The 16,475-nt window shown below is 47.3% G+C and carries 9 protein-coding genes and 1 other annotated feature; of the genes, 3 read left to right on the plus strand and 6 right to left on the minus strand.

The genetic code is table 11. The features are described 5' to 3' along the window. The 3 genes from thrA to OCU60_RS13765 all read right to left on the minus strand — a co-directional run bounded on the left by thrA (position 1) and on the right by OCU60_RS13765 (position 3,789). A complete protein-coding gene (gene thrA, locus OCU60_RS13755) occupies positions 1–2,463 on the minus strand; it encodes a bifunctional aspartate kinase/homoserine dehydrogenase I (protein WP_074371773.1) in 2,463 nt (820 codons plus the stop codon). A gap of 27 nt (positions 2,464–2,490) precedes the next feature. After that, positions 2,491–2,606, minus strand: a sequence feature (Thr leader region). Positions 2,607–2,790: 184 nt separating this feature from the next. After that, positions 2,791–3,276: a putative 4-hydroxy-4-methyl-2-oxoglutarate aldolase gene (locus OCU60_RS13760; RefSeq protein ID WP_074371774.1), complete on the minus strand. Its 486-nt coding sequence runs from the start codon at positions 3,274–3,276 to the stop codon at positions 2,791–2,793. 75 nt (positions 3,277–3,351) lie between these two features. Next, positions 3,352–3,789, minus strand: a complete 438-nt coding sequence (locus tag OCU60_RS13765; protein ID WP_074371775.1) for a DUF3293 domain-containing protein — start codon at positions 3,787–3,789, stop codon at positions 3,352–3,354. Between the two features lie 315 nt (positions 3,790–4,104). On the opposite strand from OCU60_RS13765, the gene arcA reads away from it, so the two are divergent. Beyond that, the gene (gene arcA / locus OCU60_RS13770) at positions 4,105–4,821 is read left to right on the plus strand and encodes a two-component system response regulator ArcA (protein WP_074371776.1); all 717 of its coding nucleotides are present in this window, start codon (positions 4,105–4,107) and stop codon (positions 4,819–4,821) included. Between the two features lie 58 nt (positions 4,822–4,879). On the opposite strand, the gene arcB is transcribed toward arcA, so the two are convergent. From arcB to OCU60_RS13785, 3 genes are all read right to left on the minus strand, one after another. Further along, positions 4,880–7,261, minus strand: coding sequence for an aerobic respiration two-component sensor histidine kinase ArcB (gene arcB, locus OCU60_RS13775; protein WP_074371777.1), 2,382 nt, complete (start codon positions 7,259–7,261; stop codon positions 4,880–4,882). Between the two features lie 90 nt (positions 7,262–7,351). Then, complete coding sequence (locus tag OCU60_RS13780; RefSeq protein ID WP_074371778.1) at positions 7,352–8,749, minus strand: GGDEF domain-containing protein; 1,398 nt, start codon at positions 8,747–8,749, stop codon at positions 7,352–7,354. A gap of 152 nt (positions 8,750–8,901) precedes the next feature. Then, positions 8,902–9,846, minus strand: coding sequence for a TIGR01212 family radical SAM protein (locus OCU60_RS13785; protein WP_074371779.1), 945 nt, complete (start codon positions 9,844–9,846; stop codon positions 8,902–8,904). A gap of 616 nt (positions 9,847–10,462) precedes the next feature. Between OCU60_RS13785 and gltB the strand changes: the two genes are divergently transcribed. Beyond that, on the plus strand, positions 10,463–14,995 hold the full coding sequence (gene gltB, locus OCU60_RS13790) for a glutamate synthase large subunit (protein WP_074371780.1): 4,533 nt from the start codon (positions 10,463–10,465) through the stop codon (positions 14,993–14,995). Then, a complete protein-coding gene (locus tag OCU60_RS13795; RefSeq protein ID WP_074371781.1) occupies positions 14,995–16,464 on the plus strand; it encodes a glutamate synthase subunit beta in 1,470 nt (489 codons plus the stop codon). The genes gltB and OCU60_RS13795 overlap by 1 nt, the downstream gene beginning before the upstream one ends. Positions 16,465–16,475: the final 11 nt, after the last annotated feature.

The raw sequence follows: 16,475 nt of genomic DNA on the forward strand, positions 1-16,475 counted from the left end.
TTAAACCCCTAGTTTCCAACCGAGTGTCCGCATCACATCAGCAAAGACACCAGCGGCCGTGACTTCTGTCCCTGCGCCATATCCTCTCAGCACCAGAGGAATCGGTTGATAATAACGACTATAAAATGCCAATGCATTCTCGCCATCTTTGATTTTAAACATTGGATCATCTTCACTCGCCTGCGCAATACGTACGCGGCAACGCCCATCGGCAATTTCTCCGACATAACGTAAAACTTTCCCTTCATCGGCCGCTTTTGCATAAAGCGATGCAAAATAATCATCAGCTTGCGGTAAGCGCGCCATAAACTCATCGATACTGCCTGAAGAATCAAAACCCGGTGGCAATGCCTGATCAATGTCGATATCACTCAGTTCAAGCTTCATTCCGGCTTCACGGGCCAGAATCAATAGTTTACGGGCAACATCCATTCCTGATAAATCATCCCGAGGATCGGGCTCAGTAAACCCTTTATCTTTCGCGACTTGAGTTGCCTGACTTAACGTCAATCCTTCATCCAGTTTACCAAAAATAAATGAGAGAGAACCAGACAGAATCCCATTGAAACGCTCCAGCTCGTCTCCGGCAGCAATCAGATTCTGAAGGTTTTCAATCACTGGCAGACCGGCACCGACGGTTGTCTCATACATCAGTTTTCGACGCGAATTTCTCGACACTTGACGCAGTTGCTGATAGTACGCCATGCTCGCGGTGTTCGCCCGCTTGTTCGGTGTGACGACATGGAAGCCGGCACTGAGAAAATCAACATATTGATTGGCAATGACTTCACTTGAAGTACAGTCAACTAAAACTGGGTTAATAATATGATTCCGTTGCACCAAAGCGATCAGCCTTGTCAGACTGAATGACTCAGAAGCACCTTCTTGCAAACGCTGACGCCAGTTGTCGAGCGGTAGCCCTTCGGCATCCAATAAGCAACCTTTACTATTGGCAAGACCACACACTCGGATCACAATATCTTTCGATGCTAACTTTTCTTGTTGGCGATTGATTTGATCAATCAGCTCACCGCCGACACCGCCGACACCAACCACAAAGACATCCAGATAATGTTTTGAATTGAACAAATTTTCATGACACGCTTTGATCGCTTCAGAAATCTTATCTTCCGGAATCACCGCTGAAATCGCACGTTCCGATGATCCTTGAGCAATCGCCACAATATTGACGTGAACTTCAGCCAGAGATGAGAAAAATTGCGATGCAATCCCCCGCGCGGTTCTCATTCCGTCACCAACCAGCGTCACAATCGCCAGATCATCCATGAAATCAACGGGTTCCAGCAAACCATCTTTCAGTTCTAACTCAAATGATTCAGACAACGCTCGTTTGGCCTTCTCTTTATCCTGAGATTCGATACAAAAACTGATTGAGTATTCAGATGAAGACTGGGTAATCAATACAATGGAAACACCGGCAGAAGACATTGAACCAAAGACTCGGCTGGCCATGCCAACCATTCCTTTCATTCCGGGACCAGAGACATTGACCATCGTTAAGTCATTGAGCGTGGTAATGCCTTTGATTGGCAGTTTGTCTTCACCGGTATCTTGACCGATAAGCGTCCCGGGACCCTGTGGGTTAAAACTATTTTTAATCAGACAGGGAATCTGGAAGCGAGAAATCGGGGCAATGGTTTTAGGATGTAACACAGAAGCGCCGAAATAAGAGAGTTCCATGGCTTCTTGATAACTCAGCGACTTGAGTAATCGGGCATCATTCACTAACCGCGGGTCACAGTTATAAACACCGTCAACATCGGTCCAGATCTCACAGCATTCAGCCCGTAAACAAGCAGCTAAGACAGCTGCAGAATAATCCGAACCATTGCGCCCTAAACAAACCAGCTCACCTTTCGGATTACCCGCTGTAAAACCGGGCATGATATGCACATGATTTTGAGGCAGTGGTGACTGTTTAAAGTTTTCTGTGGATGCGTCGACATCAACCATCGCTTCAAGATAACTACCGTTGGCCCGCAAGTATTTCACTGGATCAATCAGACTGACATGATGGCCTTTTGCTTCGAGAACCGCCTTCATCAATTGGATGGAGATGCGCTCCCCTTTACTGATAATCCGTGCATTCACATGTTCCGGGCACGCGCTTAACAATCCGATCCCATGGACATAACTTCTCAACTGGGCCATTGACTGACTGACTGTCTCGTCAAATGCTTCCCCTTTGAGGTTGGGTAATTCAGATTGAATGTCTTGATACAAACTGTGGAAAGAGGCTTCCAACTCATTGATCTGTAATCCAGCTTCTCCGATTGTCTGTGCAGATTCAATCACTGCAACTAACTTGTTGGTCGTTTTCCCCGGCGCTGAAAGCACTACAGAAATATCTTCTTGTTGGGCATTATTGGCGATAATTTGTGCAGCTCTAAGAAAACGGTCGGCATCCGCCAAAGATGACCCACCAAACTTTAATACACGCATCCCTTCCTCCAGTGTGATTAAATAGTATAAAAAAAGGCCTGTATCTTGTGGGATACAGGCCTTTTTTTGAAGTTTTTTCGCTCAGCAGCCTGCCCCAACATTAATGGTGTTGGTAATAATAATGGTGGTGGTGCTAATCATTACTACAGGGTGGCTGAATGTCATGTAACTTCGACTCAATAAGATAACGTTTTCCTACGTGTACCTTATTATGAGGGGGAGAGTCAATTAAAAATTATACTTTTTTGCCCATTCGAGAGAAAATACGCTCAAAATAAGATTCTTCATAACTTTCCCTGAATGTCTCCAAACGAAACCATAAGTGAATTAGTTAACTTCTAATGGTTGCTCTGAAACCAGAATGCCATTCCAGTCGGCATAAATGTAGTCTCCGGGTTGAATCATCTGATTCATGATAGAGAGTGTCACATTGACATAACCGGCACCCTTTTTCTCGGTACTAAATGGACAAACACCTAAAGCTTTCACGCCTAAGTTCAACTCTGACAACGCCATGACATCTCGGACTGCACCATAGACAATCACACCTTCCCAGCCGTTTTTTACGGCGTCAAATGCCACTATATCTCCCATAAGCGCTTTCTTACATGAACCATGCCCATCGATGACTAAGACTTTCCCCTTACCATTTTGCTTCAGTATGTCTCTCACTTTCGAGTTATCGTGATAACAACGAATCGTGACAATTTCGCCCCAAAAGGCATCTCTCTGCCCAAAATTCTGTAAGGGCAGGTCAAGCAAAGTCACCTGTGACTCGTACTTGTCGCAAAGATCTGGTGTTATATCTCTCATCGTTCCTCCATGATTTCTCATTCTAAATTTGGCTACAGACGGATCACGAGTCACCTCTTCATCTTTGGTCGAGGTCTATCTCAACCGCCCTGAAGAGGTCAATATTCGTGAGCCGGACACATCAATTCTTTCGGACAATACTCCCAATTCATCACATCTGGAATCGACACAGGAATGCAAGAAAACAGTCTCACTTTGGACATAAAATATAGCATTCTGTTCAAACTTTCGGCCTAAATTCAAAGCTAATTCAAGACAAATTGCAACTGCAAAACTTTCTTCTACCCACTCAAAAACAGCATCACCTGCTAAAACGGGGGTCCACGGGGAGGTGTTGAAGTGCTGACATAATTGTTCATTATTCGTTTTATTGTCCTGATAAGACAACTGACAGCTTCGCGGGTTCCATGCCGTGATGATAGAAAACTCAGGCCCCGGCAACGGCTGAGAAAAAATAAAATACGTCGATGCATAAGCTTGCCACAGTCGATCATCAATCTGATATTTTCCCATGATATCAACCCTATAAAGATGCCGATGTTTCTGGCGTTGACCTCTATTGACATAAATCAACAAACTGTTGGGTATTAACAATCTATCGTTGTTACCATGCTGTTAACAATATAAAATCCATCGCAACAAATAGTAGAAACAGACAAGGTTACGGAGCACCTTGCATAACACATCCACGGATGGCGGGACAATGAGCATGTTGTATTCTATGTGAATACTTTGCTTTTTTATCAACATATTATTACTGGTGTGTTATATATTACCAATAATAAGTTCTATATTTAGTACAAATTTTTCATAAATTAGGTACCGCCGATGCAAACCCCGCAGATTCTTATCGTAGAAGACGAGCAAGTCACTCGTAACACTCTTAAGAGTATTTTCGAAGCAGAGGGATACGCTGTATACGAAGCTAGTAATGGCGAAGAGATGAACCATATTCTCTCAGACAAATCCGTTAATCTAGTGATTATGGACATCAATTTACCCGGCAAAAATGGACTACTTCTCGCTCGAGAGCTCAGAGAACAAGCCGACGTTGCGCTGATGTTCCTGACCGGTCGTGATAATGAAGTCGATAAAATTCTTGGCCTAGAGATCGGTGCCGACGACTATATCACCAAGCCATTTAACCCGAGAGAACTCACGATCCGTGCTCGCAACCTCCTGAGCCGCTCCATGAGTTCAAATACCGCATATGAAGAGAAACGTTCAGTCGAACGCTATATTTTCAACGGGTGGGAATTGGATATCAATAGTCGTTCGCTGATCAATCCGGATGGTGAAAGCTATAAGCTCCCTCGTTCCGAGTTCAGAGCACTGCTGCATTTCTGTGAGAATCCCGGCAAAATTCAGACGCGTGCCGATCTGCTGAAAAAAATGACAGGGCGTGAGCTCAAACCGCATGATCGGACAGTTGATGTCACGATCCGCAGAATTCGGAAACATTTTGAATCCATTCCAGGTACCCCTGAAATCATCGCGACCATTCACGGTGAAGGTTATCGCTTCTGTGGTGATATCGAAGAATAACCACTTCGGGTTGTGCACTGATTAAAAAAAGCCTCCTTGTCCGGAGGCTTTTTATTGGTCATTTTTCACTGAGCCATTGACGAAGACATTGAATATCTTGCGCATATTCAGTCTTGATTTCTTCAACCCAATCGGTAATATTTTCCCACCAGGCTGGTGCTTGTGGGGATTGCGCTTTTTGTGCCACCGCCTGAATTCGGGCTAAACCGATAGAACCAGCTGCACCTTTGATTTTATGCGCTTCAGAAACAATGCCACTTTGATCTTTGGCGACCATATTTGAATCCAGAATATCGAGATAATCCGGCATCATCGCTTCGAACATCTCAATACTGTCCAGTACCGGTTGTTTGCCGACAATATCAACATAAGCACCCAACATATCCAAATCCAGAATACGGTTATACTGTTCTTTTTTCTTATCGGCTTCAGAATGTGGATGAGGCGTCTCCACCACATGATCAATCCGATGCGACACCTCACGTTCGAGCTCATGCTCCGCCCCGAAATAACGATGAATGATGCTCTGGACAGCCCCCACGGAAAGCGGCTTACTGATCGCATCATCCATGCCTTTCTCCAGATATTCCCGCTTATCTTTTAGCACATTGGCCGTTAAAGCCACCAGTGGCGGCAATGGGTAGTTTTGGCCATATTGTTGCCGATAGAACTGAGCGACATCAAAGCCGGTCATATCCGGCAACTGGATATCCAGCAAGACCAAGTCATAACGATCCGGCACAAACAGTTTTTTCGCTTCTTCGCCACTCATGGCAACCGTGATTGAATGCCCTAAACTTTCCAGCAGCGATTTGGCGACCGTCACATTCAATTCAATATCTTCAACCATAAAGATATTCAGCGTTTTCTGCGTCACAGGAGAAGCGGGCGTCAACAGCGCATCATCAGCCAAAGGTACATTCAGTGAAATAGTAAAGGTACTGCCGAACCCTTCTTCACTACTGACGGTTATATCCCCATCCATGAGGTTTATCAGTTGTCGTGATACCGCCAGACCAATACCGGTCCCGACGGCATGCAAGTTATCCTTACCAGATTTCACCTGGTAATACATGGCAAAAATCTTATCCAATTCTGCTTCAGCAATCCCAATCCCCGTATCCTCAATATCCATGATGATATGCGCACTATCTTCCTCAATCTCAGAACTGATGGTCATCACGATGCCGCCTTCACGGGTAAACTTCATCGCATTACTAATCAGGTTCCAAAGCACCTGTCGTAGCCGAGTACCATCGACCATCACTACATATGACAGTTCGGTCAGCCTTTCCAGATCAAAGCGCAATCCTTTCTGCTCCGCCATTAATGCAGCCAGATTCTCAAGTTCCGTGACAAATTCACCAAGATTCAGCGGTTGCGGGAAAAGCTCTAGTTTGCGCTGATCAAATTTATCCATATCGATAATATCGTTAAAAATATTGCCCAATGTGATCGCACTGATATGAATGGTTTGTAGATATTTCCGTTGTTCCTGAGTCATGGTCGTATCCAATAGCATCCGACTCAGCCCCACAATCCCATTCAGTGGGGTTCTTAACTCATGACTGATAGTGGCAATAAAGGTAGTTTTATCGCGGCTGGCTTTCTCCAGTGACTCTTCATGACGCTTACGCTCAGTGATATCCCGACCGAAACCAACTAAGCCCAAATGGCGGCCTTCTTTGCTGTAAAACGGTACTTTTCTGATTTCAAAGTAGTTCTTACGACCATCAGGGTATTCCAACCACTGTTCATAGGTTACGGCACAGTTTTGGGAGAACAACTGTTGATCCGTTTCCACAATCGGCTGAGCAATTTCTTCACTGTAAACATCCCACGGTGTCAGTCCAACCAGCTCTCTTTCTTTTTTCCCCGTCAACTCTTCCATGGCCCGGTTACAACCGGAGAAAACGCCCTCAGCATTGCGGTAATAAATTAAATCAGGCGAAGCATCGATAAATGATCGAAGCAGTGCGGTTCGCTCTGCTAACTCCAACTGGGTCTTTTCTCGCTGATAGACCTCGTTTTCCAGATCCGCCATGGCTTCTTCCCGCGCTTCCTCGGCTTTGATCCGCTCTTCAATCTCCTGATTCAGTTTGACAATATTCTGCTGTAACTGATAATTCAGCTCTTGATCGCGAGAGCGCATATCTTTTAATTTTGCGACCAGCTTAGATAACCGTTGTCTCGATTCTTCAAGTTGATCCACCACGACAGAAAGAAAATAGACAGCCCAAGGTGTAATAATCAATCCAAAAAACACCGAACGGATAATATCGATATTATCGACATAGCCATGCAGTGCGAGGGTAATCCCGACCTGAACAATCACCGCCAGTGCCATCAGAGCCAAGGCTAAAAGAATTGAAAAACGGAGAATCCCCAGCTTAACCAATAGGTCCACATAATACTGAGCCAGATTTTTCATCGGTTTCATTAAAAACGCTCCAGACAACGATATCGCGCTAAATTCGGTAGGAAGAACATGTTCAGACCAAGGCCGTCCAAACGACAAACAGGCAATCCATTATCGCCTGCCCAAAGATTCATAATAGATACATGTGCGGTTACGCCCCTGCATTTTTGCCTGATGCAGGGCCTGTTCCGCATAGGCAACAAATTGTTCAGATAACTCATCGGTTTTGGGCACTAGAGAGACAATGCCCATACTCACCGTAACGTGATTCGAGACATCCGACACCGGATGAGGCAACTGAATCTGTTTAAATTCAGAATGAATTTTTTCAGCGACCCAACAGGCGCCGTCAATATGGGTATTGGGCAAAATAAAAGCAAACCGATCACCATCATAACGGGCAATACAATCTGAAGAACGACTCATCACCCGTTGCAGCGCCAATGCAACCGTGCATAGCGTCTCATCCCCTTGCTCATCGCCATAATGTTGATTGTAACTCTCAAAACAATCGACATCACATAGGATAACCGCCAGTGGCTGCTTCTCTCGAATATGAATATGCCATAGTGTTTCCAACGTTTCATCAAAACGCTTGCGGCTGATAATCCCCGTCAGTTGCTCAAAAGAGTGAATGTGGTGAGCATTGACCAGTTGCACTGAAGGTTCGCCAGAATACCACGCTGTAATATCGCGGATAATCAACAGCGCAAACACTTGATTGGTCGCTGGTGAACGATACACAGATTTCAGCACATCAAACCATTGTCGTGGCTCTCTTGCTAACTGATCAATGTAACGAATGGGTTGTTCAGCCTCTACATCTTGTTCGGTCAACGCAAACATCTGTTGAAAAAAGGGCGCCTCTTGTACCGGCCAAGTCAGCGGCTGACCGGTCACTTGTGCCATCTCATCCTGACCCAATAAATGTGCAAACGACAAATTACAGGAACGACAGTAACCATCATCTTGAATGACCGCGATCGCATCCGGAGAGGCATCCCAGAGTTGTTGCATCAGATCATCGGTTCGAATCGAGTGATGGTCCTCAGTCGCTTCTGCGCACTCATGATGAATCAGCATTTGTACCATCCAGGCGGTTTGTCCTTGGAACACCGTATCCTTGACCTGAAATTCAATTTGTACTGAATGATCTTCACCCACCGGCCAGTCGATGAACTGGCGGGAATGCTCTTGATAACTTTTATCAATGAGTTCAGAGAAATACTCGCGTTGAGAAGCACTCACCCAAGGAGAGAACTGAACAAGACGCCCATGCGTCTGAAGCTGAAGTGCATGTTGTGCCAGCGCGTTGGCAAACAAAATTTGATGATTTTTCCGCGACACCATTAACAACGCACATGGCACATGAACAAACATATCGTGCAAATGGCGAATTTTTCGGCGGTATAACATCCATAAGGCAATCCCAGCGAGTACAGCAATGATACTCCCCATACCAAGCGCAATTTCCAGCTGAGTATAATGTTCCCATGTCAACTGCGACATCGCTATTACCTTCTGTTAACAATTCTTCTTATAAGAATAACAAGTTATTTCATAAATACTCTATACGTTTGAGTAAGATATCTAACTGTGTCACTGAAAAAAGGCAAAGCACCGCAAAAACAGCCAATCGGTCCGCGATTCACGACATGTCATCACTTGATGCTGTGAACCTGAGGAAACACAAATTCTTTGCCGATGAAGGAACCTTGTCCCCCTTTTTGATTGAGAGCACGTTCAATTTCCGTCATCGCCAGCCAGCGATTTTCACACCATAACGGTGCGAGCAGCGTCGGTCTGCGGGCTGATGCGGAGACCCGATGATAAATCACATCGGCCGGTGTTCGGCGGATGATGTCACTGGCTGTTTCAACATAGTAAGATAATTCTGGTGCATGGAGTCTGCCGGCGCGCCAAGACTTTGCCATCACACTGCCTTCCACAATATGTAACCCATGCAGTTTAAGACCATCCGTGCCTGTATTCAGAACCTGATCAAGCGTCTCAAGATTATCACACGATGATTCACCGGGAAGTCCGACGATCAAATGCGTGCAAACTTTCAGCCCCAATGCCCGGGCTTGTCTCGTGACCTGATCATAGCAAGCAAAATCATGTCCCCGATTAATCCGTTTCAATGTTCGCTGATGTGCGGTTTGCAATCCCAGTTCCAGCCAGACTTCATAGCCTTGCTGTTGATAATCGGCTAGCAGTGCCAGCACACCGGGGGCCACACAGTCCGGACGAGTACCGACACACAATCCCACCACATCTGCCGTACAAAGCGCTTCTTCATACATCTGTTTGAGCCGTTCAACCTCAGCATAGGTACTGGTATATGCTTGAAAATAAGCTAGATACTTTCTGGCACGCGACACTTCGCCCGCTCGGGCGACCAGTTGCTCACGGATACTTTGATGCTGAGTCTGTTCATCCGCAAATGAAGCCACATTGCAAAAAGTGCATCCGCCCCGACCTATCGTGCCATCCCGGTTGGGACAGCTGAACCCGCCATGTAATGTTAACTTATGGACCCGTTCACCATAACGACGTTTCAGATCTTGTCCTAATGTATTAACCAGCTCATGTAACTGTTTCAAACCCAGCCTCGAAATAAATATTCAATTGCATCAATGACAGATGTTGCCTGACTCATTAGCACGCTGATCGCCAACCGCTCAATTTATGTGAGGAAACAACAACTTCTCAGAGGAAACCACAACCTGTCACGAAATAAAATTACAACATACTGATAATTTTTCTCATTTTAGAATAATCCATCCGGGGACGCCCTAACCCACATCAATAAATAAACAGCCATTCAATGTTAAATAAAAGTTAACTTTTACCGCCTTCGCAATCGATTAACTTGCATAAAAATTCCAGCGCTTTGCTATTGGATTTTATGTCACAAAAATGTAGGATAGTTTCAGTTTCGTTCGTATTTGTCATATTTGGAGACGACGCAGCGGATGAAACTTCGGTGATAAGCTAACCCACCAAAATAAAGCACTAGCTGCATATAAAGAATAACCTGCATATCACTAAGGATTGTTTTCCCCACCCTATTTCCGGTGGGAGACGGAACGGATTCAGGCCGGCGCCACCCGTCGGTTTTGAGACAATAAAGATAAAAAGAAAGGACCAGACACACCATCATCCGGGGGAAATTTCTCCGGCCCGTGTGCGTCTTTATTGAACTGGAAGGATGTATCAATGTTAAATTCATCAGGGCTATATACGCCCGAACTGGAGCATGACGCCTGCGGTATCGGCTTTGTTGCCCATTTAAAAAACCGCAAATCCCATCAGGTTGTCACTCAGGCACTGGACATGCTGGCCCGAATGGAACACCGCGGTGGTCAGGGATGTGATCCATGCAGTGGCGACGGTGCTGGCATTCTCCTACAGAAACCCCATGAGTTTCTTCTTGAAGAAACCGTCAAACTCGGGATTCGTCTGCCCTCATTCGATCAATATGGTGTGGGTGTGGTGTTATTTCCGCAGGATGAATACAAACGAGGACAGTGTCGTGACATTCTGGAAAGGAATGCCAAGCGTCTGGATTTAGAAATTCTCGGATACCGCATTCTTCCGACCGATAACCATATGTTAGGGGCGGATCCACTCAGTAGCGAGCCACAATTCGAACACGTCTTTATCAGTGGTGGTCCGGGCGTCACCCCGGAAGAACTGGAACGCAAACTCTATGTGCTGCGTAACTATACGGTGCGCGTTTGTCTGGAAAGTATCTCCAATATCGGGGATGACTTTTACATCAACTCAATGTCATATAAGACACTGATCTACAAAGGACAGTTGACCACCGAGCAAGTCCCGCAGTATTTCCTTGATCTGCAAAATCCAACGATGGTCACCGCGCTGGCCTTGGTGCATTCTCGCTTTTCTACCAATACTTTCCCGAAATGGCGTCTGGCTCAGCCTTTCCGTTATATTGCCCATAATGGTGAAATTAATACGGTTCGCGGCAACCTCAACTGGATGAAAGCCAGAGAAGCAATTCTTGAATCTGAGCGGTTTACCCAAGCTGAAATCGACATGCTGTTACCGATTTGTCAGGAAGACAGTTCCGATTCATCAAACTTCGATATGGTGCTGGAACTACTGGTTCTCTCAGGCCGCAGCTTGCCTCATGCGCTGATGATGATGATTCCCGAAGCATGGCAGGAAAATAAAAAAATGGATGCCAAGCGTCGTGCATTCTATCAGTATCATGCCAATGTCATGGAACCGTGGGACGGTCCGGCATCTGTCTGTTTCAGTGATGGGGTGATGGTCGGTGCGACGTTGGATCGTAATGGCTTGCGCCCTTCCCGTTATACCGTCACGAAAGATGATTTCCTGATCATGGCATCAGAATCAGGTGTCGTCGATATCGCAGCAGACAATATTCAATATCGGGGTCGCCTCCAACCCGGCAAAATTTTTGTCGCCGATCTGGAAGAAGGACGGATTATTTCAGACGAAGAGATCAAAGAGAGTATTGCGAACGCACAGCCTTACGAGCAGTGGGTTCAAGATAACTTACTCAGTCTTAAATCACTTCCTGAAGCTGAAACCGGACATAATCAGCCGCAACCAGAACGATTGCTACATCGTCAGCAGGCATTTGGGGTCAGCAGCGAAGAAGTCAATCAGATTATTCTGCCACTGGCTCAAACCGGCTACGAACCCTTAGGCTCGATGGGAGCAGACTGGCCTCTGGCTGTGCTGTCTCACCAGTCTCAGCATTTATCTCACTATTTCAAACAGCTATTTGCTCAGGTCACCAACCCACCGATCGACCCGATCCGTGAACGGATGGTGATGTCCCTGAACACCTATCTGGGAAAAGATCAAAACTTGCTCAGTGAGTCACCGGCACACTGTCGTAAAGTCGAACTCGAATCACCGGTCATTTCCAATGCTGAGCTTGAAAAACTCAGAGCAATAGATAACGAGCACCTGCAAGCAAAAACGCTGGATATCGTTTTTCAGGCCAGTGGCGAACCGGGTAAACTGGAACGCGCACTGAAACGGATTTGTCAGTATGCGGAAGACGCCGTCATCGATGGTTATTCGATTATTTTGCTGACTGACCGCGCAGTGAACTCAAACCATGCCGCCATTCCGGGGATGCTGGCTGTCGGTGCAGTCCACCATCACCTGATCCGCAAAGGATTACGGGCCAAATGCGGTATCGTCATCGAAACGGGCGATGCACGGGAAACGCACCACTTTGCCACATTACTCGGTTATGGTGCCAATGCCGTCAACCCATATTTGGTTACGGAAACCATTGTCGATCTACAACTGAAGAACAAGCTGGATCCGCAAGCGAATATCAATACGCTCTTCGATAACTATCGCAAAGGGGTCAACGGTGGTCTGCTGAAGATTTTCTCGAAGATGGGAATTTCAACCCTTCAGTCTTATCACGGTGCGCAAATTTTTGAAGCCCTGGGCATTAGCAAAGCCGTCGTGGATAGATACTTTACCGGAACAGTGACCCGGATTCAGGGGCTCACACTGGACGATATTGCCAAAGAAGTTCTGATCCGTCATCGCCTCGGCTATCCATTACGCGAAATTCCGCTGCAAGTCTTAGATGTCGGTGGGGTTTATCAGTGGAAACAACGCGGTGAACAACACTTGTTCAATCCGGAAACCATTCACTTGTTACAACAATCAACGCGTCATCAAGACTATGCGCAGTTCAAAGCATATGCCGAAGCCGTGGATCGTCAGGGTGACAAAGCCGTGACACTCCGTAGCCAGCTTGAGATGGTGAAAAACCCGGCTGGGCAGATTACTCTCGATGACGTTGAACCGATCGAAAGTATCGTCAGACGATTTGCCTCCGGTGCCATGTCATTCGGTTCAATTTCCTATGAGGCGCACGCCACGTTAGCCGTTGCGATGAACCGCCTCGGCGCAAAATCAAACTCAGGTGAAGGCGGTGAAGACCCGATCCGCTTTGAGAAGAAAGAAAACGGTGACTGGGAACGCTCCGCTATCAAACAGGTTGCTTCAGGTCGCTTCGGCGTTACCGCCTATTATCTGACCAATGCGGATGAATTACAGATCAAAATGGCTCAGGGAGCAAAACCCGGAGAAGGCGGACAACTTCCCGGAGATAAAGTCGATGATTGGATCGGTGCCACCCGTCACTCCACTCCGGGCGTCGGTCTGATTTCCCCGCCACCGCATCACGATATTTATTCTATCGAGGATTTGGCACAGCTCATATTTGACTTGAAAAATGCCAACCGTGCCGGTCGTGTCAACGTTAAACTGGTTTCTGAAGCCGGTGTCGGCACAATCGCTTCCGGGGTTGCCAAAGCCAAAGCCGATGTCGTGCTGATCGCAGGTTATGACGGCGGTACAGGGGCATCCCCGATTTCATCGATTCGTCATACTGGTCTGCCGTGGGAGCTGGGACTGGCTGAAACGCACCAGACCCTACTGAAAAACGGGCTACGCAACCGAATCGTCGTTCAGGCGGACGGACAGATGAAGACACCGCGCGATCTGGCAATTGCAACCCTACTCGGCGCTGAAGAATGGGGCGTTGCCACCGCAGCACTGGTGGTCGAAGGTTGTATTATGATGCGTAAATGTCACAAGAATACTTGTCCGGTCGGCATTGCCACACAGAACAAAACCCTGCGTGAACGATTTGACGGTCGCGTCGAAGATGTGGTGACGTTCTTCCGCTATATGGCGCAAGGACTCCGTGAAATCATGGCAGAACTGGGCTTCAGAACCATTGATGACATGGTCGGTCAGGCCCACAAACTGAAAGTCAGAAGCGATACCGAACACTGGAAGTATCACAACCTTGACTTGAGTCCGCTGCTGTATATGGAGTCACCAAGAAGCGATGATGGCATTTTCTGCCAGACCACTCAGAATCATGCTCTGGAAAATATCTTAGATCGCCAGCTCATTCAGATCGCCCAACCTGCCTTAACGCAGGGGAAAGCCGTTCAGGCAGCCTTCCCGATCCGCAATACCGACCGGAGTACCGGCACCATGCTCTCGAATGAGATTTCGAAAGTCTATCGCGATCAGGGGTTACCTCAGCTCATGCAAGTGAAATTTACCGGCTCTGCCGGCCAGTCTTTCGGTGCATTTCTGAGTCCAGGCGTTCAGTTCGAAGTTGAAGGCGACGCAAATGACTACTGGGGCAAAGGTTTATCCGGTGGCACACTGATTCTTTATCCAAACCACAATACATCTCTTGTTCCTGAAGAGAATATCGTGGTCGGTAATGTCTGTTTCTACGGCGCCACATCCGGTGAGTCTTACATTCGGGGGAAAGCCGGTGAGCGTTTCTGTGTCAGAAACTCCGGTGCCCGTGTCGTGGTTGAAGGCATTGGTGATCACGGTTGTGAATACATGACGGGCGGTGTTGCTGTCATCTTAGGTTCAACCGGCCGTAATTTCGCAGCCGGCATGAGTGGCGGCGTCGCCTATGTCTGGGATACCGACGGTGATTTCCAGAATAAACTCAACGCTGAACTGGTTGATCTGGATCCACTGGATCAAGAGGATATCGATTTGCTCGAGACTATGCTCAACAATCACATCCGTTTCACCGGGAGTGAAGTGGCACTGCGCTTTATGGATAACTTTGAGCAGAACCTGCAATCTCTGGTGAAAGTCATGCCGAGAGATTACAAAGCCGTCCTGCAAAAACAACAAGCAGCACAACAAGTACCGACAACGGAAGCGGAGGCCGTGTAATGGGAAAACCAACTGGATTTTTAGAACATGGCCGGGAGCTGCCTGCAAAAGTGGCACCGGAAGTCAGACTCAAGCACAACCAAGAGTTTGTGCTCAATGATGAGTTCGGTGACAAAATTAATACGCAGGCTTCTCGCTGTATGGATTGTGGCGTGCCCTTCTGTCACAGTGGCTGCCCGATCGGCAACATCATTCCTGAATTTAATGATGCGGTTTACCGGAACAGCTGGCAAGAAGCATGGCAAATTCTCAGTTCAACCAATAACTTCCCGGAATTTACCGGCCGCGTGTGCCCGGCGCCCTGTGAAAGTGCATGTGTGTTGGGGATCAATCAGGATCCGATTACTATCTGTAATATCGAGAAAACGATTGTCGAAACGGCTTATCGCGAAGGATACGCTCAACCGAAAACCCCACGCAGCCGTACCGGCAAAACCATTGCGATTATCGGCTCCGGCCCGTCGGGATTATCCGCTGCCGAGCAGCTCAATAGTGCCGGTCACACGGTCACTGTGTATGAGCGGGATGAGAAAGTCGGTGGATTACTGCGGTTTGGGATACCGGACTTTAAACTTGGTATGGACATTATTGATCGCAAGATCGAGTTGATGCGTCAGGCTGGTATCAAATTTGTTGTCGATGCCCATATTGGGGTCAACATCAATGCTCAGCAACTGCGTCAGGAATATGATGTGGTTCTGCTGACTGGTGGCTCGACCGTCCCTCGCGATCTGCCGATTCCGGGCCGAGACTTGAACGGTGTTTATTTTGCGATGCAATTTCTTGCTCAGAATAATCGCCGCGCCAACAACATGGATCTCAAAAGCGAAGACATCCACGCGAAAGGGAAACATGTGGTCGTGATCGGTGGTGGCGATACAGGCTCCGACTGTGTCGGAACCTCAAACCGTCACGGGGCAGCAAGCATTACTCAGGTTGAGATCATGCCAATGCCACCGGAGAAACGTCCGGCTAATATGCCGTGGCCGCAATATCCGATGATTCTTCGCACTTCGACTTCTCATGAAGAAGGGTGTGACCGTCACTGGAATATCCTGACCAAAGCATTTATCGGCAATGAGCAAGGTCAAGTAACGGGGCTGAAAGTTGCCGACATCGTTTGGCAACCAGCCAAGGCCGGTGAACGTCCGACTTACGAGGAAGTCGCTGGCAGCGAACGGGTCATGCCATGTGATATGGCATTTCTGGCCATGGGCTTTCTTCACCCTGAACCGCATGGTGTGCTGGCCCAGTTGGACATTGCGCTTGACGAGCGTGGTAATGTGGCGACAACGGATTACCAAACCAATCAGGCTGGTGTGTTTGCCGCTGGTGATATGCGTACAGGACAATCGCTGGTCGTCCGGTGTATCAATGAAGGGCGCGAATGTGCCCGTGCCATTGATGGCTATCTGATGGGTGAAACGAACCTCGAAGCCAGAGCGGATTCTCTGATGCGCTCGGCCTAAATCATCATATA

Source organism: Vibrio spartinae, from assembly GCF_024347135.1.
Classification (GTDB): Bacteria; Pseudomonadota; Gammaproteobacteria; order Enterobacterales; family Vibrionaceae; genus Vibrio; species Vibrio spartinae.

Coding starts and splice junctions, on each gene's coding strand:
- OCU60_RS13765 (WP_074371775.1), bottom strand. CDS start 3,789: ATGGGAAAATATCAGATTGATGATCGACTGTGGCAAGCTTATGCATCG.
- OCU60_RS13780 (WP_074371778.1), bottom strand. CDS start 8,749: ATGTCGCAGTTGACATGGGAACATTATACTCAGCTGGAAATTGCGCTT.
- thrA (WP_074371773.1), bottom strand. CDS start 2,463: ATGCGTGTATTAAAGTTTGGTGGGTCATCTTTGGCGGATGCCGACCGT.
- gltB (WP_074371780.1), top strand. CDS start 10,463: ATGTTAAATTCATCAGGGCTATATACGCCCGAACTGGAGCATGACGCC.
- arcB (WP_074371777.1), bottom strand. CDS start 7,261: ATGAAACCGATGAAAAATCTGGCTCAGTATTATGTGGACCTATTGGTT.
- arcA (WP_074371776.1), top strand. CDS start 4,105: ATGCAAACCCCGCAGATTCTTATCGTAGAAGACGAGCAAGTCACTCGT.
- OCU60_RS13760 (WP_074371774.1), bottom strand. CDS start 3,276: ATGAGAGATATAACACCAGATCTTTGCGACAAGTACGAGTCACAGGTG.
- OCU60_RS13795 (WP_074371781.1), top strand. CDS start 14,995: ATGGGAAAACCAACTGGATTTTTAGAACATGGCCGGGAGCTGCCTGCA.